Origin of the sequence: Pseudoalteromonas sp. NZS71, assembly GCF_015864715.1 — a bacterium.
GTDB lineage: Bacteria > Pseudomonadota > Gammaproteobacteria > Enterobacterales > Alteromonadaceae > Pseudoalteromonas > Pseudoalteromonas arctica.
Genome location: NZ_JADYWS010000036.1, coordinates 1 through 14,765, shown reverse-complemented (window position 1 = coordinate 14,765; position 14,765 = coordinate 1). Strand labels below are relative to the sequence as shown.

16 protein-coding genes are annotated in these 14,765 nt (G+C 37.0%); 5 read left to right on the top strand and 11 right to left on the bottom strand.

Going from position 1 to position 14,765, the window contains the following annotated elements; all coding sequences use genetic code 11:
* Positions 1 to 83: 83 nt before the first annotated feature.
* The gene (locus I6E85_RS18575; protein WP_197237229.1) at positions 84 to 515 is read right to left on the bottom strand and encodes a DUF3859 domain-containing protein; all 432 of its coding nucleotides are present in this window, start codon (positions 513 to 515) and stop codon (positions 84 to 86) included.
* A 206-nt stretch (positions 516 to 721) separates the two neighbouring features.
* Here I6E85_RS18575 and I6E85_RS18570 point away from each other — a divergent pair, with 206 nt between their 5' ends.
* A complete protein-coding gene (locus I6E85_RS18570) occupies positions 722 to 1,735 on the top strand; it encodes a YHYH protein (protein WP_197237228.1) in 1,014 nt (337 codons plus the stop codon).
* A 42-nt stretch (positions 1,736 to 1,777) separates the two neighbouring features.
* The gene (locus I6E85_RS18565; protein WP_197237236.1) at positions 1,778 to 2,272 is read left to right on the top strand and encodes a hypothetical protein; all 495 of its coding nucleotides are present in this window, start codon (positions 1,778 to 1,780) and stop codon (positions 2,270 to 2,272) included.
* A gap of 112 nt (positions 2,273 to 2,384) precedes the next feature.
* Here I6E85_RS18565 and I6E85_RS18560 read toward each other — a convergent pair whose 3' ends face one another.
* From I6E85_RS18560 to I6E85_RS18530, 7 genes are all read right to left on the bottom strand, one after another.
* Positions 2,385 to 4,202 carry a serine/threonine protein kinase gene (locus I6E85_RS18560; RefSeq protein WP_165726022.1) on the bottom strand — a complete coding sequence of 606 codons (1,818 nt, stop codon included), beginning with the start codon at positions 4,200 to 4,202 and terminating at the stop codon, positions 2,385 to 2,387.
* Between the two features lie 198 nt (positions 4,203 to 4,400).
* A complete protein-coding gene (locus I6E85_RS18555; protein WP_197237227.1) occupies positions 4,401 to 4,850 on the bottom strand; it encodes a hypothetical protein in 450 nt (149 codons plus the stop codon).
* 267 nt (positions 4,851 to 5,117) lie between these two features.
* Positions 5,118 to 5,777 carry an NADPH-dependent FMN reductase gene (locus tag I6E85_RS18550; protein WP_024589318.1) on the bottom strand — a complete coding sequence of 220 codons (660 nt, stop codon included), beginning with the start codon at positions 5,775 to 5,777 and terminating at the stop codon, positions 5,118 to 5,120.
* 143 nt (positions 5,778 to 5,920) lie between these two features.
* Positions 5,921 to 6,724 carry a hypothetical protein gene (locus I6E85_RS18545; RefSeq protein ID WP_024589319.1) on the bottom strand — a complete coding sequence of 268 codons (804 nt, stop codon included), beginning with the start codon at positions 6,722 to 6,724 and terminating at the stop codon, positions 5,921 to 5,923.
* 410 nt (positions 6,725 to 7,134) lie between these two features.
* Positions 7,135 to 7,371, bottom strand: a complete 237-nt coding sequence (locus tag I6E85_RS18540; protein ID WP_024589320.1) for a hypothetical protein — start codon at positions 7,369 to 7,371, stop codon at positions 7,135 to 7,137.
* Positions 7,372 to 7,443: 72 nt separating this feature from the next.
* Positions 7,444 to 8,457, bottom strand: a complete 1,014-nt coding sequence (locus I6E85_RS18535) for a DUF5924 family protein (RefSeq protein WP_024589321.1) — start codon at positions 8,455 to 8,457, stop codon at positions 7,444 to 7,446.
* A gap of 135 nt (positions 8,458 to 8,592) precedes the next feature.
* Complete coding sequence (locus tag I6E85_RS18530; protein WP_197237226.1) at positions 8,593 to 9,342, bottom strand: spermidine synthase; 750 nt, start codon at positions 9,340 to 9,342, stop codon at positions 8,593 to 8,595.
* 614 nt (positions 9,343 to 9,956) lie between these two features.
* Between I6E85_RS18530 and I6E85_RS18525 the strand changes: the two genes are divergently transcribed.
* Together I6E85_RS18525 and I6E85_RS18520 are read left to right on the top strand one after the other, a co-directional pair.
* Entirely contained in the window at positions 9,957 to 10,934 is a 978-nt protein-coding gene (locus I6E85_RS18525; protein ID WP_024589323.1) for a DUF1852 domain-containing protein, read from the top strand.
* Between the two features lie 78 nt (positions 10,935 to 11,012).
* Entirely contained in the window at positions 11,013 to 12,047 is a 1,035-nt protein-coding gene (locus I6E85_RS18520) for a methionine synthase (protein WP_024589324.1), read from the top strand.
* Positions 12,048 to 12,168: 121 nt separating this feature from the next.
* Here I6E85_RS18520 and I6E85_RS18515 read toward each other — a convergent pair whose 3' ends face one another.
* From I6E85_RS18515 to I6E85_RS18505, 3 genes are all read right to left on the bottom strand, one after another.
* The gene (locus I6E85_RS18515; protein ID WP_024589325.1) at positions 12,169 to 12,594 is read right to left on the bottom strand and encodes a retropepsin-like aspartic protease; all 426 of its coding nucleotides are present in this window, start codon (positions 12,592 to 12,594) and stop codon (positions 12,169 to 12,171) included.
* 109 nt (positions 12,595 to 12,703) lie between these two features.
* Positions 12,704 to 13,276: a hypothetical protein gene (locus I6E85_RS18510; RefSeq protein ID WP_024589326.1), complete on the bottom strand. Its 573-nt coding sequence runs from the start codon at positions 13,274 to 13,276 to the stop codon at positions 12,704 to 12,706.
* Positions 13,277 to 13,311: 35 nt separating this feature from the next.
* On the bottom strand, positions 13,312 to 14,325 hold the full coding sequence (locus I6E85_RS18505; RefSeq protein ID WP_196812457.1) for a GTP pyrophosphokinase family protein: 1,014 nt from the start codon (positions 14,323 to 14,325) through the stop codon (positions 13,312 to 13,314).
* A 100-nt stretch (positions 14,326 to 14,425) separates the two neighbouring features.
* On the opposite strand from I6E85_RS18505, the gene I6E85_RS18500 reads away from it, so the two are divergent.
* Positions 14,426 to 14,632, top strand: coding sequence for a hypothetical protein (locus I6E85_RS18500; RefSeq protein WP_024589328.1), 207 nt, complete (start codon positions 14,426 to 14,428; stop codon positions 14,630 to 14,632).
* Positions 14,633 to 14,765: the final 133 nt, after the last annotated feature.

Genomic DNA, 14,765 nt, shown 5'->3' with positions numbered 1-14,765 from the left:
TGAAGAGCTGTTTATAAATAGCTCTTCGACTATTTTCTCATTAACTTCAATTATATCCGCGTTACATAGCCAATAAATAACAATTAATATCCTCGATTTTTCCAAAAGTCTGTTTCAGTGCGCTGCGCCTCTAATGCCACATTAAAAGTTTTATCAGCAATGATTTTTCCATTTAGTTCAATCGTCATTCGCCAATCACCCAATTTATTTTCTATTGGCAGCCAAAGTGTATCGCCTAAATAAAAGTTCCAATCACTGTTTTTAACGTATACATCGCCTTCAAAAGGGTCCATCACATCACCGTTACTACCTGGAATATCAGGATGGTAAATACAATAATGAAGCTTTTCGCCTTTACCTTTTTTGATATTTACGATTAAGCCAAACTCAATATCTACCTCAGCTATTACATTTGTTGTAAATTGCTCTATTTGTGGCAACGTTTTACTTTCACTATCCCACTTAGAGTAAATGCCGTGGCTTTGAAGCGTCACTACAGGTTTTATTTTAGCCATTTAGGTAGCCTTTTATATTAGCTATTTTGGCATTAGTTTAACTTTTTGAAATTTTAAAATAAAACACATTCTCATAAAGTTAAATCTCAACTTAGCTTTAATACTTCGTCTATTTACATAATTGCTAATTTGTCATCATTGTTTACACACTATTTGCACAATTGCTAATTATTGTTTGAGTAACTTAATTGATCAGGTAGTCAGCAATGAAACAACACGCACTTAATAATAAAAATCGAAATAGGATAAATGCTTTAAAGCTCACTTCTCTTGCTTTGATTGTTTCATCGTTAGTTGCATGTGGAGGTGGAGGTGGAGAAGGCATAGCTGATAGCTCAGCAACTACAGAAAGCTCATCACAAACCACCACAGATAATGGCACAGGTACCAGCAGTTCAACCCAAAGTGTACTTTGTGAATATAGCTACAGTGAATATAACGAGTCAGAGTCAGTACAAGCCACCAGCACTGCAGATTGGTCATGCACAGGAACTACACGCGACTTAGCAGCTAATGGCATACCCGATCACGAAGTAGGTACATTCCCTAATGCTGATAACCCAAATACTATTTCTGAACAATCAGTAAATGAAAGCTACACACTTGAGCCTATAGAAACAACACAAGCAACTATGCTTGGTGGTCCTCGTGGAATGATAGGCGTTGTACTTAATGGCATTAAAATAGACGCAGGCACAGGCGGAAGTTGTGATGATTCTGGCACCGATTGCGATTTAGGCGACAACAGCGGCAACTGGAATATAGAAGCCCTAAGCCAAGACACGTTTAGTTTTGGAACAGACGACAACAATGCACACGTACAACCCGATGGTACATATCATTATCATGGTATGCCTGAAGGCTTTGTAGCAATGCGAGGTGGCAATAGCACTACTATGACTCTAATAGGCTGGGCAGCAGATGGCTTTCCTATTTATGCACGTTACGGCTATTCAGACTCAAGTGATGCAACTTCAGCCCTAACCGCAATGACCGGTAGCTATCAACACGTAATAACCGTAAGCGCAAACCGCCCTTCTACCGATATATACCCATTAGGTACATTTGCACAAGATTGGGAATACGTAGCAGGCTCGGGTGATTTAGATGAATGTAATGGCCGCGTTGGTGTAACGCCTGAGTTTCCTGATGGGATATACCACTACTACGCAACAGACACTTACCCGTTTTTTCAACGCTGTGTTAAAGGCGAAGTTTAGTTAGGAGTAAGCTATGCATTGCATAAAAAATGTCTATTCGGTATGGTTGCGTTAGGTTTATTGAGCACACCAAACTTAGCAAACGCGCATTTAATGGTTGCAGATCACGGTACGCTGAATTTTGTTGATAATAACGTGTTTATTGTGCTTTCAATCCCTATGTCGGCTTTTAAAGGGGTTGATGAAGATAAGGATGGCAAAGTATCAATAGTTGAGTTTAATGCTCATAAAAAGCTAATAAGTAAGCGAGTTAAAAAGAACGTTTATTTAGCGGATCATCAGTATAAATTTACTATTGACGGACTTTTGCTAAACCCAGAAGCGTCGCATACACATAAAAGCGACAATATAGACCAAGTAACCATTACTGGTCGCTACTCTTTGCCCAGTAAATTAACCAAAGTTAACTTTAACGTTAAGCTATTTAGTAACAATGAGCACAAGCAGCATTATCAAATAACAGCGACTAATAAAACGCAAAAACTTACTCATCAATTTGAGCTAACACCAACGTCGCCCTTTAGTAAGGTGTTTTAATAATTAATAATACTTACCTAATAATTAAGTGGCAAAGAGTACAAGTTAAACCAATTTCTGCTCTTTTTTATATTTTACTTCTTATTTAACACTCTTTAGTTAAGTGCTTTTTCTATAAAGGTACAAGCTTGGGATTTTTAGGAAAGTAATGCTCTTCTTGCTGCTCACATAAACTAAACTCACGGGTGTTTTTATATGGGAGTTTCATAAAGCCCGCAACACCCACGTCCGTAATATTTACCGCGTATTGCATAAGTTTATTAAGCAAACGTTTAAACTCAACCTCTTTGCTCGAATCGAGTAAGCGGTAGTAATGGTGAATCTTCATTCTGTCCGGCAGTGCTTCAAAAATAATACACCCCGTATGATGAATTTGGTTAAGCTCAAATACGCATTTAATAACTTTTTTAGGTAGCTGTAGTTGCTCATCAGGGTCTTTACCGTCTTCAAAATATGAATGCGGGCGGGTTATGTCGTTTGCTTTCATGCTTACAACTTCGTATTCAAGCTCTGGTAGGCTATCAAACTTAAATGCACCCGTGCCATCTCGCTCTAATTGAATGGTTTTACGGGCATCAAACAAACAACATTTAAATAACCCTTTTTGATTAATCGCTTGCGCAAGCATCACCGTGTTATTAATCGCATCACTAAAGGCATCACCCAATGATTCGTCATGCATAATTAAAGACGATTCAACAAACATCGACTCATCCTTCCAATGAAAACTAAGCCCACCAACAACAGGGTACTTAGCTAATCGGCTTATTGATGCTAAAAATGCTTTTTCGGTATCGCCGGTATCAAACAAAAACTCTTTATAATAACGGTCAAGTTGAGCATCGTTTATATCAAGTAATTGCTGATTATGATCGGCCTGGCGTAAAAACTGTTTTCGTGAACTATATACCACCGTGTCGGGCTGCTCGGCCTTGCCATACCAAAAAGGAATGTCTGCTTTTTTTTGTTTTTTATCAAGCTCAGGTAAATACGCTTTAGCCATAGTTGTAATGTTACGCATAAAGTAATCACCGGCACCATCACGTTGTGCCTTACTTTTAGATAGCATGCCATCAATTACTTTCGCCAGCTCCTTTGGTAAACCTAAGCTGCTTGCAGGAATTGCTTGCGCACCAAAGCGACACGACTGTGCCGACGCTAACGCATACAGCGTAGCGGCTACACCTTGTTCGTCAAATCGTGGGGATGATTGCTCCCCCGACATTTGTGCTTCACCAATAAAGTACACATCGCCCATACGAGCATTCGTTGTACTTAAATCGCCCGACATTAAATCCATAAAGTTACTCGCAACAGGGTTACCATCGCTATCGAGCTGTGCATACACAGAGCTTCCCCAATCCACTAACGACAGCGCATCAGTGTTTGCATCCCATACAAGGTTTGAAGGCTTTATATCGCCATGCACTATAGGTTGTGGGCTAACGCCATTTTTATGGCTACGTAAATCAACCAACACATTACGTAACCTAACAGCTAGCGTCATTATTTGCGCGGCACTAAAGCGCCCTGTTTTAAGCGATACTTTTTCAAGGTCCTCTCCAATGGCGCGCGCCATCATTAAAATCCCTTGTTTTTTAATTCGCTCAAAAGCATAAAAGGTAGGCACTAAGGGGTTATTAATTTGCGAAAGCATATACGCTTCGTCTTCTAAGCGGTCGCGTACACTTTGGGCAAGCGTAATACGCGAAAACTTAAATACCCAAGGTAAGCCGTTATCATCATCACCTGCAAATACAAAACCAAAAGCACCCGAGCCAATCATTTCAACGTTTTTGTAGCCCAGCAGTGTTAACTGCTTAATACAAATATTAAGCCACTGGCGGTGTTTTTTAGCATCGCGGTGCGAAAGCAGATAAACAGATTGCTCTTCGTTGATATAAAAGTTGCGGATTTCTTTGGCTTTCAATACAGGTACTCAAACTTATAAAACTAACCAATTATTAGTTTTATGTAATGAGATTACAATAGGTTAAATAAGAGTTTTGAAATCGTTGAATAAAACAGCGCTAAAGTAGCGCCATAGCAGTAAGTTTAAGTGTAAACATTAAAGCTCAAAGTGAGCTTTTACAATGCACTGTATATAAATACAGTGCATTGCTTTTTGCTAACTTTCAATAACACGAAGCTGCTTAATTGATGACACAGCTATGTGCGTTTGATAATAATATTTATTAGTGGCTCTTCCACGGCTCATAAAATCGATAGTTACCCGTTTGGCTTCGCCTGTTACTTCTATTGTTTTATCAATAAAAAAGGTGTCTGCTGGTTGTCCGTATTTACTTTGAAGCTCTGCTACCACATTAGGCTGTATTGATATCGTAATTGAACGCCTATCTCGATAATCAGTTTCTGTATTTAAATACAACCAACTCCCCTGAGCTCCCGCCGCTTTAATATGAAACTGATAAGTGCCAGCAACACCCTTTGGTGCACTTTGCTCAGTTAAAGCAATAAGGTTCATATTTGCAGCCGTACTTTGGCTCATTTCAATTTTATGGGGAACAGAACTACATGCACTAAGCGTTAGCACACTTAGTAAGGCTAGATATTTCAAGACTCAATTTCCTTGTTTCTTACACCAATTCGCATAATTAAGTGATCTATTTTGAGACAAGAAAACCGTGTTGATAACAAAGTAAAAATTTCGTTATTGAGTTGTTCTATATCAGAAACTTTTAATGCAGTTAGCGATTTAATCCCTTAAATTGATTAACTATTATTGCGAATTGGTATTATGCATTATTAAAAATATGTAGCGTTAATGATACCACTATATGCAGCTATGTTTCTATAATCAATCCAAACAATTAGTTAGCGGGTATTAAGGCGCATTGCGCTGAGAAGGATCTGTTTTAAAGCTTTTTAGCAAACTTTGCGGGTCAACCACCTCGGTATGCTCTTTAGCAGCCTGCGCCCACCATATTAGTTGGCCAAACGTGCGTGAGAAATAATTAAACCACGATGATTGACTCTCTCCTGCAACAGGTTTGCCATCCTCACTAAACACATCTTGCGCTTTTGGCACGTGGATCATAGCCGATACCGGCAAACAGCCAAGTTCAGATAAAAAAGTACGCATACAAATGGCCGCTCTTACACCACCCCACTGTCCTGCTGAGTAAGTTACTATTGCACTTGGTTTATACGAAAATAGTGAGCTACCAAAATGATTAAGTAAGTCAGCGAGGGCTGGACTCATGCTGTGATTGTACTCAGGACTAATCATTATATATCCATCTGCGGCTTTAATTTTATCAGCTAAAAGAGTGAGCTCTGTAGGTGCATTACTTTTAGCGTATGCAAAGTGTGGTTTAAATACGTTTTCGCTAGGAAAATCCAACGTATCAATTAGCTCAAACTCATGATCGCCAAAATGCTCCGTTAAGCATTCTATACAAGCCCTAGAAACCCTTAAGCCTAAGCGAGCTGGTTTTGGTGGAGTGCTATCGCGTACGGTGCCTAAAAATACTAAAAACTTCATATGTAATTCTCAACTGTGTTTAAACGATAGCTAAACACTAACATTTTTTAGTTATTGTGTATTACACATACGCATTGTTTATTGATTCAAAACATACGAATAATTTAAAAGCTGTAAACTCACCCTCGAAAAGCAAACACGCCCTAGTATTGATAACTTAGCCCCACACCACCCCAAAATATATTTCGAAGTGTCTCGTCACCTGCAAAGCGTTTTTCATCTTTATTAACTGCAATGCTATAGCTTGTATATGTGTATAAGGCTAACTGATTAAAAAGCTGATACGACAAGTTTGCAGTAAACTTAACGTTGTTTACTCCGTTGTGCCCATCACTAACATACCCCGCGTTAAACCCCACGCCTGATTGAATATCTACTGATAATAAATCATTAATATAAAAATCTTTTTTTACTGCCAACTCCAAAAATGTACCGCTGGCATCAAATGAATGATAAACACTACTTAACAACTGAATATCGTCTGCATAAAAATACGCAAAGTCGAGGCTTAGCTCATTATCGTGAGCATCAATGCCTTCTTCACAAGCTTTAATATAGTTATAACCTACATACATCTCTATCCGCTCAGATAAGTGAGCGGTATAAATAGCATTTAAATTAAGCTCTGAATAATCACTACTAATACCTTTTGCCGCCCAAGGGATCACCGCAAAGTTTTTATAATTAAACTCAGTAGCAATTGATGCAATACCATTACCAGCAAGGTTATCTCGACCTTCGGTTACATATCGGCTCTCCCATAATGGGTGAATATGTAAATCAAACTCTTTATTTTTATAATTTACGTCAGTATTGGTATGCTTAATATTTCCGCCTACACCCACTTCAAGCTCTTGATAGTGCTCTTGTGTTTTTGCTTGTCCGTAAGCTGTATTTACTCCCGCTAGAGTCGTAATAACAAATACATATTTTAAATAGTGAGTCATTTATTAACTCCATAACCATCATAAACGGTAAAAAGTGGCGCATAGTATTGTTATAAAACGTGTTAGCGCAATAAATGGATGCATATTTATTGTTTTATTTATTAGATTTGAAGCATTTACTAAGTATTACCCATAAGTTGTAATTAGCTCAACATTCAACAGATAAGCTAAAGCAGGCATATAAATTTAAGCTAAGAGTTAGTTGATAGCTAATTGCTAACTAATAACGGCCTAATAAATAGTTAATATAGGATAATGGTACTCAGGGTGAGGCGTTCTTCATATATTGGTAGGTAATTTATTAAATAGGTAGTGTAGAAAAAGTGCGGTAAAGGGGAAAACTATAAGCAGCAATAATTCATTAAGCTGCTTATTATTCTTAAAATTATTAACCTAATTTGTTAGCCAGTTTAGTGACTTAAATAAGCCATAACGGCAATGAGTGCAACATAAAAACAAAAACCGAGTAAGAAGATTAAGTCGACTCTTCTAGCTTTACTCGCTTTATAAGATGCAAAATCCTTAAACTCGCTTTTATACTGCCCCAACGTTACCACTTTTAATAGCAGCCAACCGGTCGAGTAAAATAAAAAACTCAAACCAGTTTCAACAATTAGCCAAATAAAAATCTCAAAAGCAATACTCATAAACTATGTCCATTAGTTTGGAATGCAAAAACTATATCAGCTATGTGTTTAAAATACAGCCGACTAAGTTAATTAAGGTGTAACAGTAAATTTCGTTAAACCTATTAACTGACCTGATTCGGTAACTACTTTTACTTGCCACTTACCAACAGAGTCTTTAGGAAAGTTTACTTTGTGTGTCCACGCTCTATAACCTAGCTCTCTCCCGCCGTTTATATTTAACGTGATCCGATCAACTTCTTTTTTATTATGAAGCCACACATGAAATATTTTTTCGTTTAAGCCTCTTGGTGCTTTAACAGCAGTCCAACTATATAAACCTTGATGGTGCAGCGTATAAGAATCTAAGTGTTTAATACTCCCTACTGGCTTTTTATGCTGTAAATCAACTTCATGAGCTAACGTAATATCAGTTAAGCGCAGCGCAGCAGGAGGCACATAGCTTCTTAATTGCCACACTGCTGTGCTTAAAGCACATAAAATCAATACAAGAATAGGAAAACGCCACCAGCGAGCATTAGGCATTAAATTGTTTAAACTCGGAAGAGTAACCACTACAGCCGTTACAAGGGCTGCGGCTAAGCTTTGGCTCGTTGTAAGGTTCAACAAAATAGGTAAAGTAACAAGCAAAACAACGAATAAAGCAAAGTTATGAAACACACTAAATAACGTGCGATTTCTAGCAAGTTTTTTGTAATAAAAGGGGTCTATAACCGATATAACCGCACATAACACAATAAGGGAGGTAAAAAATGCTTGAGGATGGTCCCACTGCGTAACCGCTAAAAAAAACGGTAAAGCAAAAAATAAGCTTTCTTGCTGCACCATTTGCAGAGCAAAACGCATTACATTAGGAGATACAACCACACCAAACTTTTCTTCTACTTTGTCACGTAACCAATTATCAATAATTAGCCACAACCAACTAATAAGCAAAAATATCGCAATAACTTGCGAAAAAGACTCTTTTCTATCTACAAGTGCAAAGCTAGCAACGCCCGACAAAAATGCCAACACAGCCAACAATCCAGGTCGCTTTTGCATCGCGCTTATAAATTTAGCGATTATATTTTTACAGTAATCCATGTATGAGTGTTTCCGTACGGGTACGTGCTTTATTATTTTTATTCAGAGTATGATTAGTTTAACCAAGTTTAAATGAACAACAGATAGATGGATGGATTCAAACGCGTCATTTACCAGTAAATCAAACTAACCATTTTAATTAAATAAAAGCCCGACATAGCGCGTCATTGGTACGTTTATTAATTTTTGTAACACGTGAGCTTTAGCAAGTAATTCATCTTCACTAAGTGCAGGCATTTTATTGTTAAAAGCGAACACAATTTTATTACCGCCTTCAATAATAAAACTAAGAATCTTTCCTGCAAATTCTTTCTCAAGAAGTTGATCAAACGCTTCCCTCTGCCCAACTTTGGTATGGCAAATATTAAGTACTAAAACACCATCAAAAGTGAGCGCATTTTTACAATCGCGTAAGTAGGATGATTGCACCTGATCTGATTCCATCCCATCTGAGCTATATAAATCAGAAAAAATAACATCCGTTTTTATCTGCGTTTTTTTCATGTAGTTTGCCGCATCATCAATATGAATAAACAAACGTTCTGACACAGGCAGTTCAAAATATTTTATAGCCATATCAGCCACGGCTTTACGGTATTCAACGGTATGTATGGTCAGTGCAGGAAACGCATGATAAAGACTTTTTGCTATAGAGCCCGCCCCAAGCCCCATTATCATCGCGGTTTTTAAGTGTGGAATAAAAAAAAGCGCAGCCATCATAGCTTGCGTATAAGCTAAGCTTAACCCGTTTATATTATTTAATTTAATACAGCTTTGATAAATTTTTCCGTCAAAGCTGAGAATAAGATTTTTTTTTGTTTGATATACATAAACAGGGCCATGCTCATCAATAGTTGATGCAATACAAGTGCCTTTGATATCCACGAATACTCAATAGGTGAGGTGATGAAAAACGAGTATAACTTACTTAACGCACTGGCATTGCCATTAATATGGTTTATAGCCTTTTATTAATTTACAAGCATTTATATACGTACTTAGAAAAGTCGGTTTATCTTTTGAGATTAGATTAGCTAAGGTATCTACTTATATAGCTAGATGGAACTTACCCGTGACGACATTTATTATAAACAGCGACTTAACATACTAAAAATTTGGCTAATGTACTGTTATAGCTATAAAAAAACCCCTTTGAATATTCCTCATGTTCAACATGAATAAAGTGCACGCCACCACCAAAGAAGTCTAAACGGCTAAACATCTATCTTTTATTTTTATCGATTTATGCCTTTTTATCGTCAATTACTACGTAATCGAATTTAACAATAATGATTAATGAATATGACTCATGTTTTATGTGAAATTAAACCGTTTTTCTTCATATACCAATCAACGTATAAATTACTCATCCCTTAGCGCTAAACACTATTGCTAACAACTTAAAGCTGCTAAATAACAAAACCAGCTAAGTAAGTTGCAAGGCTAATAAAGCGCAGAGCATCAATCAGGTTTAAATTATAAAATTGGATATAAACACGATGAAAAAAGATTTTACATTTAATATAAAGAGCGTTTCACTCGATGAAAATTATCATCCATCAACTAATACGCGTATCACAACCAACTTTGCTAATTTAGCCAGAGGTGAATACCGCAAAGCAAACTTGCGTAACGCCTTAAACATGATTAACAACCGTTTTAATGCCCTAGCCCACTGGGATAACACCAAAGGTGAGCGTTATGCTGTTGAGCTTGAAATTGTCTCTGTTGAGATAGGTATTGAAGATGGCGGCGAAAGCTTCCCCTCTATCGAAATATTAAAAACAAATATTGTTGACCATAAAACTAATAAGCGCATTGAAGGCATTGTAGGAAACAACTTTTCATCGTATGTGCGCGACTACGACTTTAGCGTACTCCTACAAGAGCATAACAAAGGCAAGCCTCAATTTAGTATTCCTAATGACTTTGGGGTTTTACATGGCAAGCTATTTCAGTCATTCGTAAATTCGGATACATACAAACAAAACTTTAAAAAACCACCGGTTATATGCCTAAGTGTGTCAGATAACAAAACCTACAACCGCACTGAAAACCAACACCCGGTACTTGGCGTTGAATACGAGCCAAATGAATCGTCTTTAACTGAGCAATACTTCAAAAAAATGGGCTTGCAGGTACGTTACTTTATGCCGCCAAATAGTGCCGCGCCTTTGGCATTGTTTTTCTTTGGTGATTTACTTAATGATTACAGCAATCTTGAGCTTATAAGCACTATTAGTACGATGGAAACGTTTCAAAAAATCTACAGACCAGAGATTTATAATGCCAACGCAACAGCGGGTAAATCATATAAACCAAACTTAAAAAACTTGGATCACTCACTAACGCAAATTGTGTATGACCGAGAAGAGCGCGGCAAGTTAGCGAATGAGCAAGGCAAGTTTGCACAAGAGCATTTTATCAAGCCGTACCAAAGAGTTCTTGAGCAATTCTCTACTAGCTATCTGTCATAACAACTAATAGTAACAACCAGTTATAACGCGCTTAACGATACGTTTAATAATTAACTAAAATATACGGCATTATTTATTATGAAAAAATTACTACCTACATCTATCGCTGGCAGTTTACCTAAGCCTTTATGGCTTGCAGAGCCAGAAACACTTTGGTCACCTTGGAAATTACAAGGTGATGAATTAACCCAAGGAAAACACGACGCCCTACGTTTGTCATTATTTGACCAGCAACAAGCAGGCATTGATATTGTTAGCGATGGCGAGCAAACAAGGCAGCATTTTGTAACTACATTTATAGAGCACCTAAATGGCGTTGACTTTGAAAAACGTAAAACAGTAAAAATTCGTGACCGATACGACGCGAGTGTACCCAGCGTTGTGGGCCCTGTTAGCCGTCAAAAGTCTGTGTTTGTTGAAGACGCTAAATTTTTACGCAAGCAAACCAAACAACCTATTAAATGGGCATTACCAGGCCCAATGACAATGATTGACACGCTTTACGACGATCATTATAAAAGCCGCGAAAAGCTAGCGTGGGAATTTGCCATAATTCTCAATCAAGAAGCAAAAGAATTAGAAGCCGCCGGCGTTGATATCATCCAATTTGATGAGCCCGCGTTTAACGTATTTTTTGATGAAGTGAACGACTGGGGAATTGCCTGTTTAGAGCGCGCAATTGAAGGTCTTAAATGCGAAACCGCCGTGCATATTTGCTATGGCTACGGCATTAAAGCAAATACAGATTGGAAAAAAACACTAGGAAGCGAATGGCGACAGTACGAAGAAGCATTCCCTAAGCTTCAGCAATCTAATATCGATATTATCTCACTAGAGTGCCATAACTCGCATGTACCAATGGATTTACTAGAACTCATTCGTGGTAAAAAAGTAATGGTAGGCGCAATTGATGTAGCAAATCATACTATCGAAACGCCAAAAGAAGTAGCTAATACGCTACGTAAAGCACTGCAATTTGTAGATGCCGACAAACTCTACCCGTGTACAAACTGCGGCATGGCTCCACTACCTCACCATATAGCCAGAGGTAAACTAAATGCCTTGAGCGCTGGGGCTGAAATTATAAGAAAAGAGTTATTAGAAAAGAACTAGAAAAGTAGCTTTGAAATACAAATTGTAAACAATAACAGCTGTCGCACCATGCCACGGTTAAACCCATAAACATGGCATGATGTGCTAGTTAAAACCGACTAAAGAACAAAGTTTAGGTTAGTTATTTAATTTTTTTATTAAAAAGCTCTAACCTATTTTTTGAAAAATCGATAACTGCTTGGTATTGAGTAAAAAAGGGAGAGCCTAACAAGCCATGTACTCCCTTTTCACCACCCGCGACCTGAACATGGTCAAGATTAAGTGACACAAAGTCAGGACTTTCAAACAAGGCATTTCCAAACTCAATTGAATGAACTTCTATATCCCCCATTGCGTGATCAGAAGTGCCTAAGCCTGCCGCATTCTCAATATTGAGTATTTCTTCAATGCCTAACTCACTTAGGCATCCCCTGTCTAAAACAGATGTCCCAGCGCCAGTATCTAAAATAAAACGTAACAATTTACCGTTAATTTTAGCTTCAACAATTTGGTGGCCTGTTTCTGATATTTCAAACTCAATTACAGTTTTGTTCTCAAATAAATTCATATACGTTCCTTGTTATAAAGTTTTTAAAATCTTACTTACTATTTTCAGCTACCCACAATTAATAGCCAAATTTTACTAGTCGCCCACTTCAGCGCGTTTTGTTATATGGCTATTTTCTATCTAGCCAACATTTTTCAAACACTACTTGGTTTGAATTAGAAACAATTAACTTATGAACAAAACTCAAGTCATCCAAGGGAGCAGGATCATTGCCTACCATGTAAGTAACGCTTGATGAATTTACCCAATTACCATTAATACTAACTGACGCCTCATTTTTTAATAGTAATCCCTCGAATAGCCCTTGATATCCAGCCATAACATGAATGGCTTTACTCAACTCTCGTCCTTGCAAGCCATCTGTTGCAATTAAGAGGTTTGAGTGGTCTATAAGTTTGTTTTTTGGCAATTTAGATAAGCTTTCAAGTATGTAAGCTTTAGCGTCTTTTAAATATGCCTTATGGTTTGCCATATTATTTTTAACAAAGTCTATCGCTTTTGATACAGGTAAAATTACCTTTGAATAATTAGTTTTGTAGAAAATGGCTGGAAGCTCATAAGATTCGGGATGCACTAATTCAGATTCCCATTTAACTGGGTATTGGGTTGACTCACAAGGATCAGATTCTGCTTTCACAAAACCAGAAACTAAAAAAACCGCTAAAACTAAAATTTTCTGCATACTTTCCCTAGCTATAGTCCAGCTTAGTTGGCTTGTTATATTTTTGATTCGTATATAGGTCGGTACTTATCTCTTGATTCAATAACTTCAACTGGAAGTGAGTCTAATCGACTTTCAAAATAGTCTTTACAACTGATATCTAGGACAGTTCTTATCACGCCACTGAAACCCCACATTGGTAAATCATCATGACCCGAATCTGCTGCTTCTTCTTTTTCCATTTGAGGAAGAAAATCTATACACCTCTTTATATTGGAAACTAATTGAAAAAGACTTAACTCACATTTTCTAATTTCGTCTAATAAAATAGGAATATCACTATCGTTAACATTTCTATCGTTGAAATAATACGATTTTACAGCCATTAAACTATCAGAATTTAACTCACCTGAAGAGTCAAAGCTTGAATCAGGTGATATTAGACTTTCATTGTATTCTGCCTTTTCATTTTTTATTTGATTGAATTGTTCGTCTGCAAGCTCAATTAATGCGCTTAACCTATTTAACTTTCGTTTAAAGGATGAAGGTATATCTTCTTCTATTTTATACAAAAGTTTGTGGCTAATAGCTGCCCATGTATGCATTAACATAGTTCTTATTTGGATTTCAGCCCTAAATCCATCCAGCCCTCTTGCACTTGGATGTCCAAGCCATTCTGGCTTTAGTCTTATCACATAATGAAAAGAAGTATACCCAAATTGATTATCACTCAATTCTTCTTGTTTGTTTTCTTCTTTTATTACGTCGAATTCACTTTGAATAATTGCACAAATTTTTTCAATATCTTCTTGGTAATAGCAAATTACACGAACACCACAAAAGTCATCGATTTCTTCAAGTGGGTTTTTATATCCTTTGCTTGATATCTTTGTTTTCACTGAGGCATCATCTTTTACTCTAGATTCAACATCAAATATTGGAATGTTTCCATCACAAAAAACTTGCTTTAAACAGGTACAAACATTCTCCTCAAGTCTTTCAAATTGAGGTTTTAACTCTTTGTATGATTCTAGAAATGATGACACTGTAACTCCAAAAAATATAGACATAATGACTCCCACACGGTGTTAACCTCCGCTTTTCGTGGGTTAGCTTAATTCAAAGCCTCTGCTGTTTAGTTTGTCAATTAACTAAACAGCAGAGGCTAACATGAATAAACATAGCATACTTTTTATCGGTCTTGATACACATAAAGAATTCAATGAAGTCGCCTATATTGAAGAACATAGAGGTACAAACCTGAGGAAAAAAAAACTAAACAAGACAGCCACTCTATTTTTAATCTGGCTATTCACTTTTAAACAAAAAACTAAACAAGACAGCCACTCTATTTTTAATCTGGCTATTCACTTTTAGGTTGAGAATTTATCTTTTAATATTGGGTTACTTTTATTTCATCCATTAAATAAGTCATTAGCACGTTAAAACCTGAATTACACGCATGATAATAACTACATAATTGCAGTTATAATGTTTACTGAATGGTTTT

Coding starts and splice junctions, on each gene's coding strand:
- I6E85_RS18500 (WP_024589328.1), top strand. CDS start 14,426: ATGAATAAACATAGCATACTTTTTATCGGTCTTGATACACATAAAGAA.
- I6E85_RS18505 (WP_196812457.1), bottom strand. CDS start 14,325: ATGTCTATATTTTTTGGAGTTACAGTGTCATCATTTCTAGAATCATAC.
- I6E85_RS18565 (WP_197237236.1), top strand. CDS start 1,778: ATGGTTGCGTTAGGTTTATTGAGCACACCAAACTTAGCAAACGCGCAT.
- I6E85_RS18525 (WP_024589323.1), top strand. CDS start 9,957: ATGAAAAAAGATTTTACATTTAATATAAAGAGCGTTTCACTCGATGAA.
- I6E85_RS18520 (WP_024589324.1), top strand. CDS start 11,013: ATGAAAAAATTACTACCTACATCTATCGCTGGCAGTTTACCTAAGCCT.
- I6E85_RS18575 (WP_197237229.1), bottom strand. CDS start 515: ATGGCTAAAATAAAACCTGTAGTGACGCTTCAAAGCCACGGCATTTAC.
- I6E85_RS18545 (WP_024589319.1), bottom strand. CDS start 6,724: ATGACTCACTATTTAAAATATGTATTTGTTATTACGACTCTAGCGGGA.
- I6E85_RS18510 (WP_024589326.1), bottom strand. CDS start 13,276: ATGCAGAAAATTTTAGTTTTAGCGGTTTTTTTAGTTTCTGGTTTTGTG.
- I6E85_RS18515 (WP_024589325.1), bottom strand. CDS start 12,594: ATGAATTTATTTGAGAACAAAACTGTAATTGAGTTTGAAATATCAGAA.
- I6E85_RS18540 (WP_024589320.1), bottom strand. CDS start 7,371: ATGAGTATTGCTTTTGAGATTTTTATTTGGCTAATTGTTGAAACTGGT.
- I6E85_RS18570 (WP_197237228.1), top strand. CDS start 722: ATGAAACAACACGCACTTAATAATAAAAATCGAAATAGGATAAATGCT.
- I6E85_RS18535 (WP_024589321.1), bottom strand. CDS start 8,457: ATGGATTACTGTAAAAATATAATCGCTAAATTTATAAGCGCGATGCAA.
- I6E85_RS18550 (WP_024589318.1), bottom strand. CDS start 5,777: ATGAAGTTTTTAGTATTTTTAGGCACCGTACGCGATAGCACTCCACCA.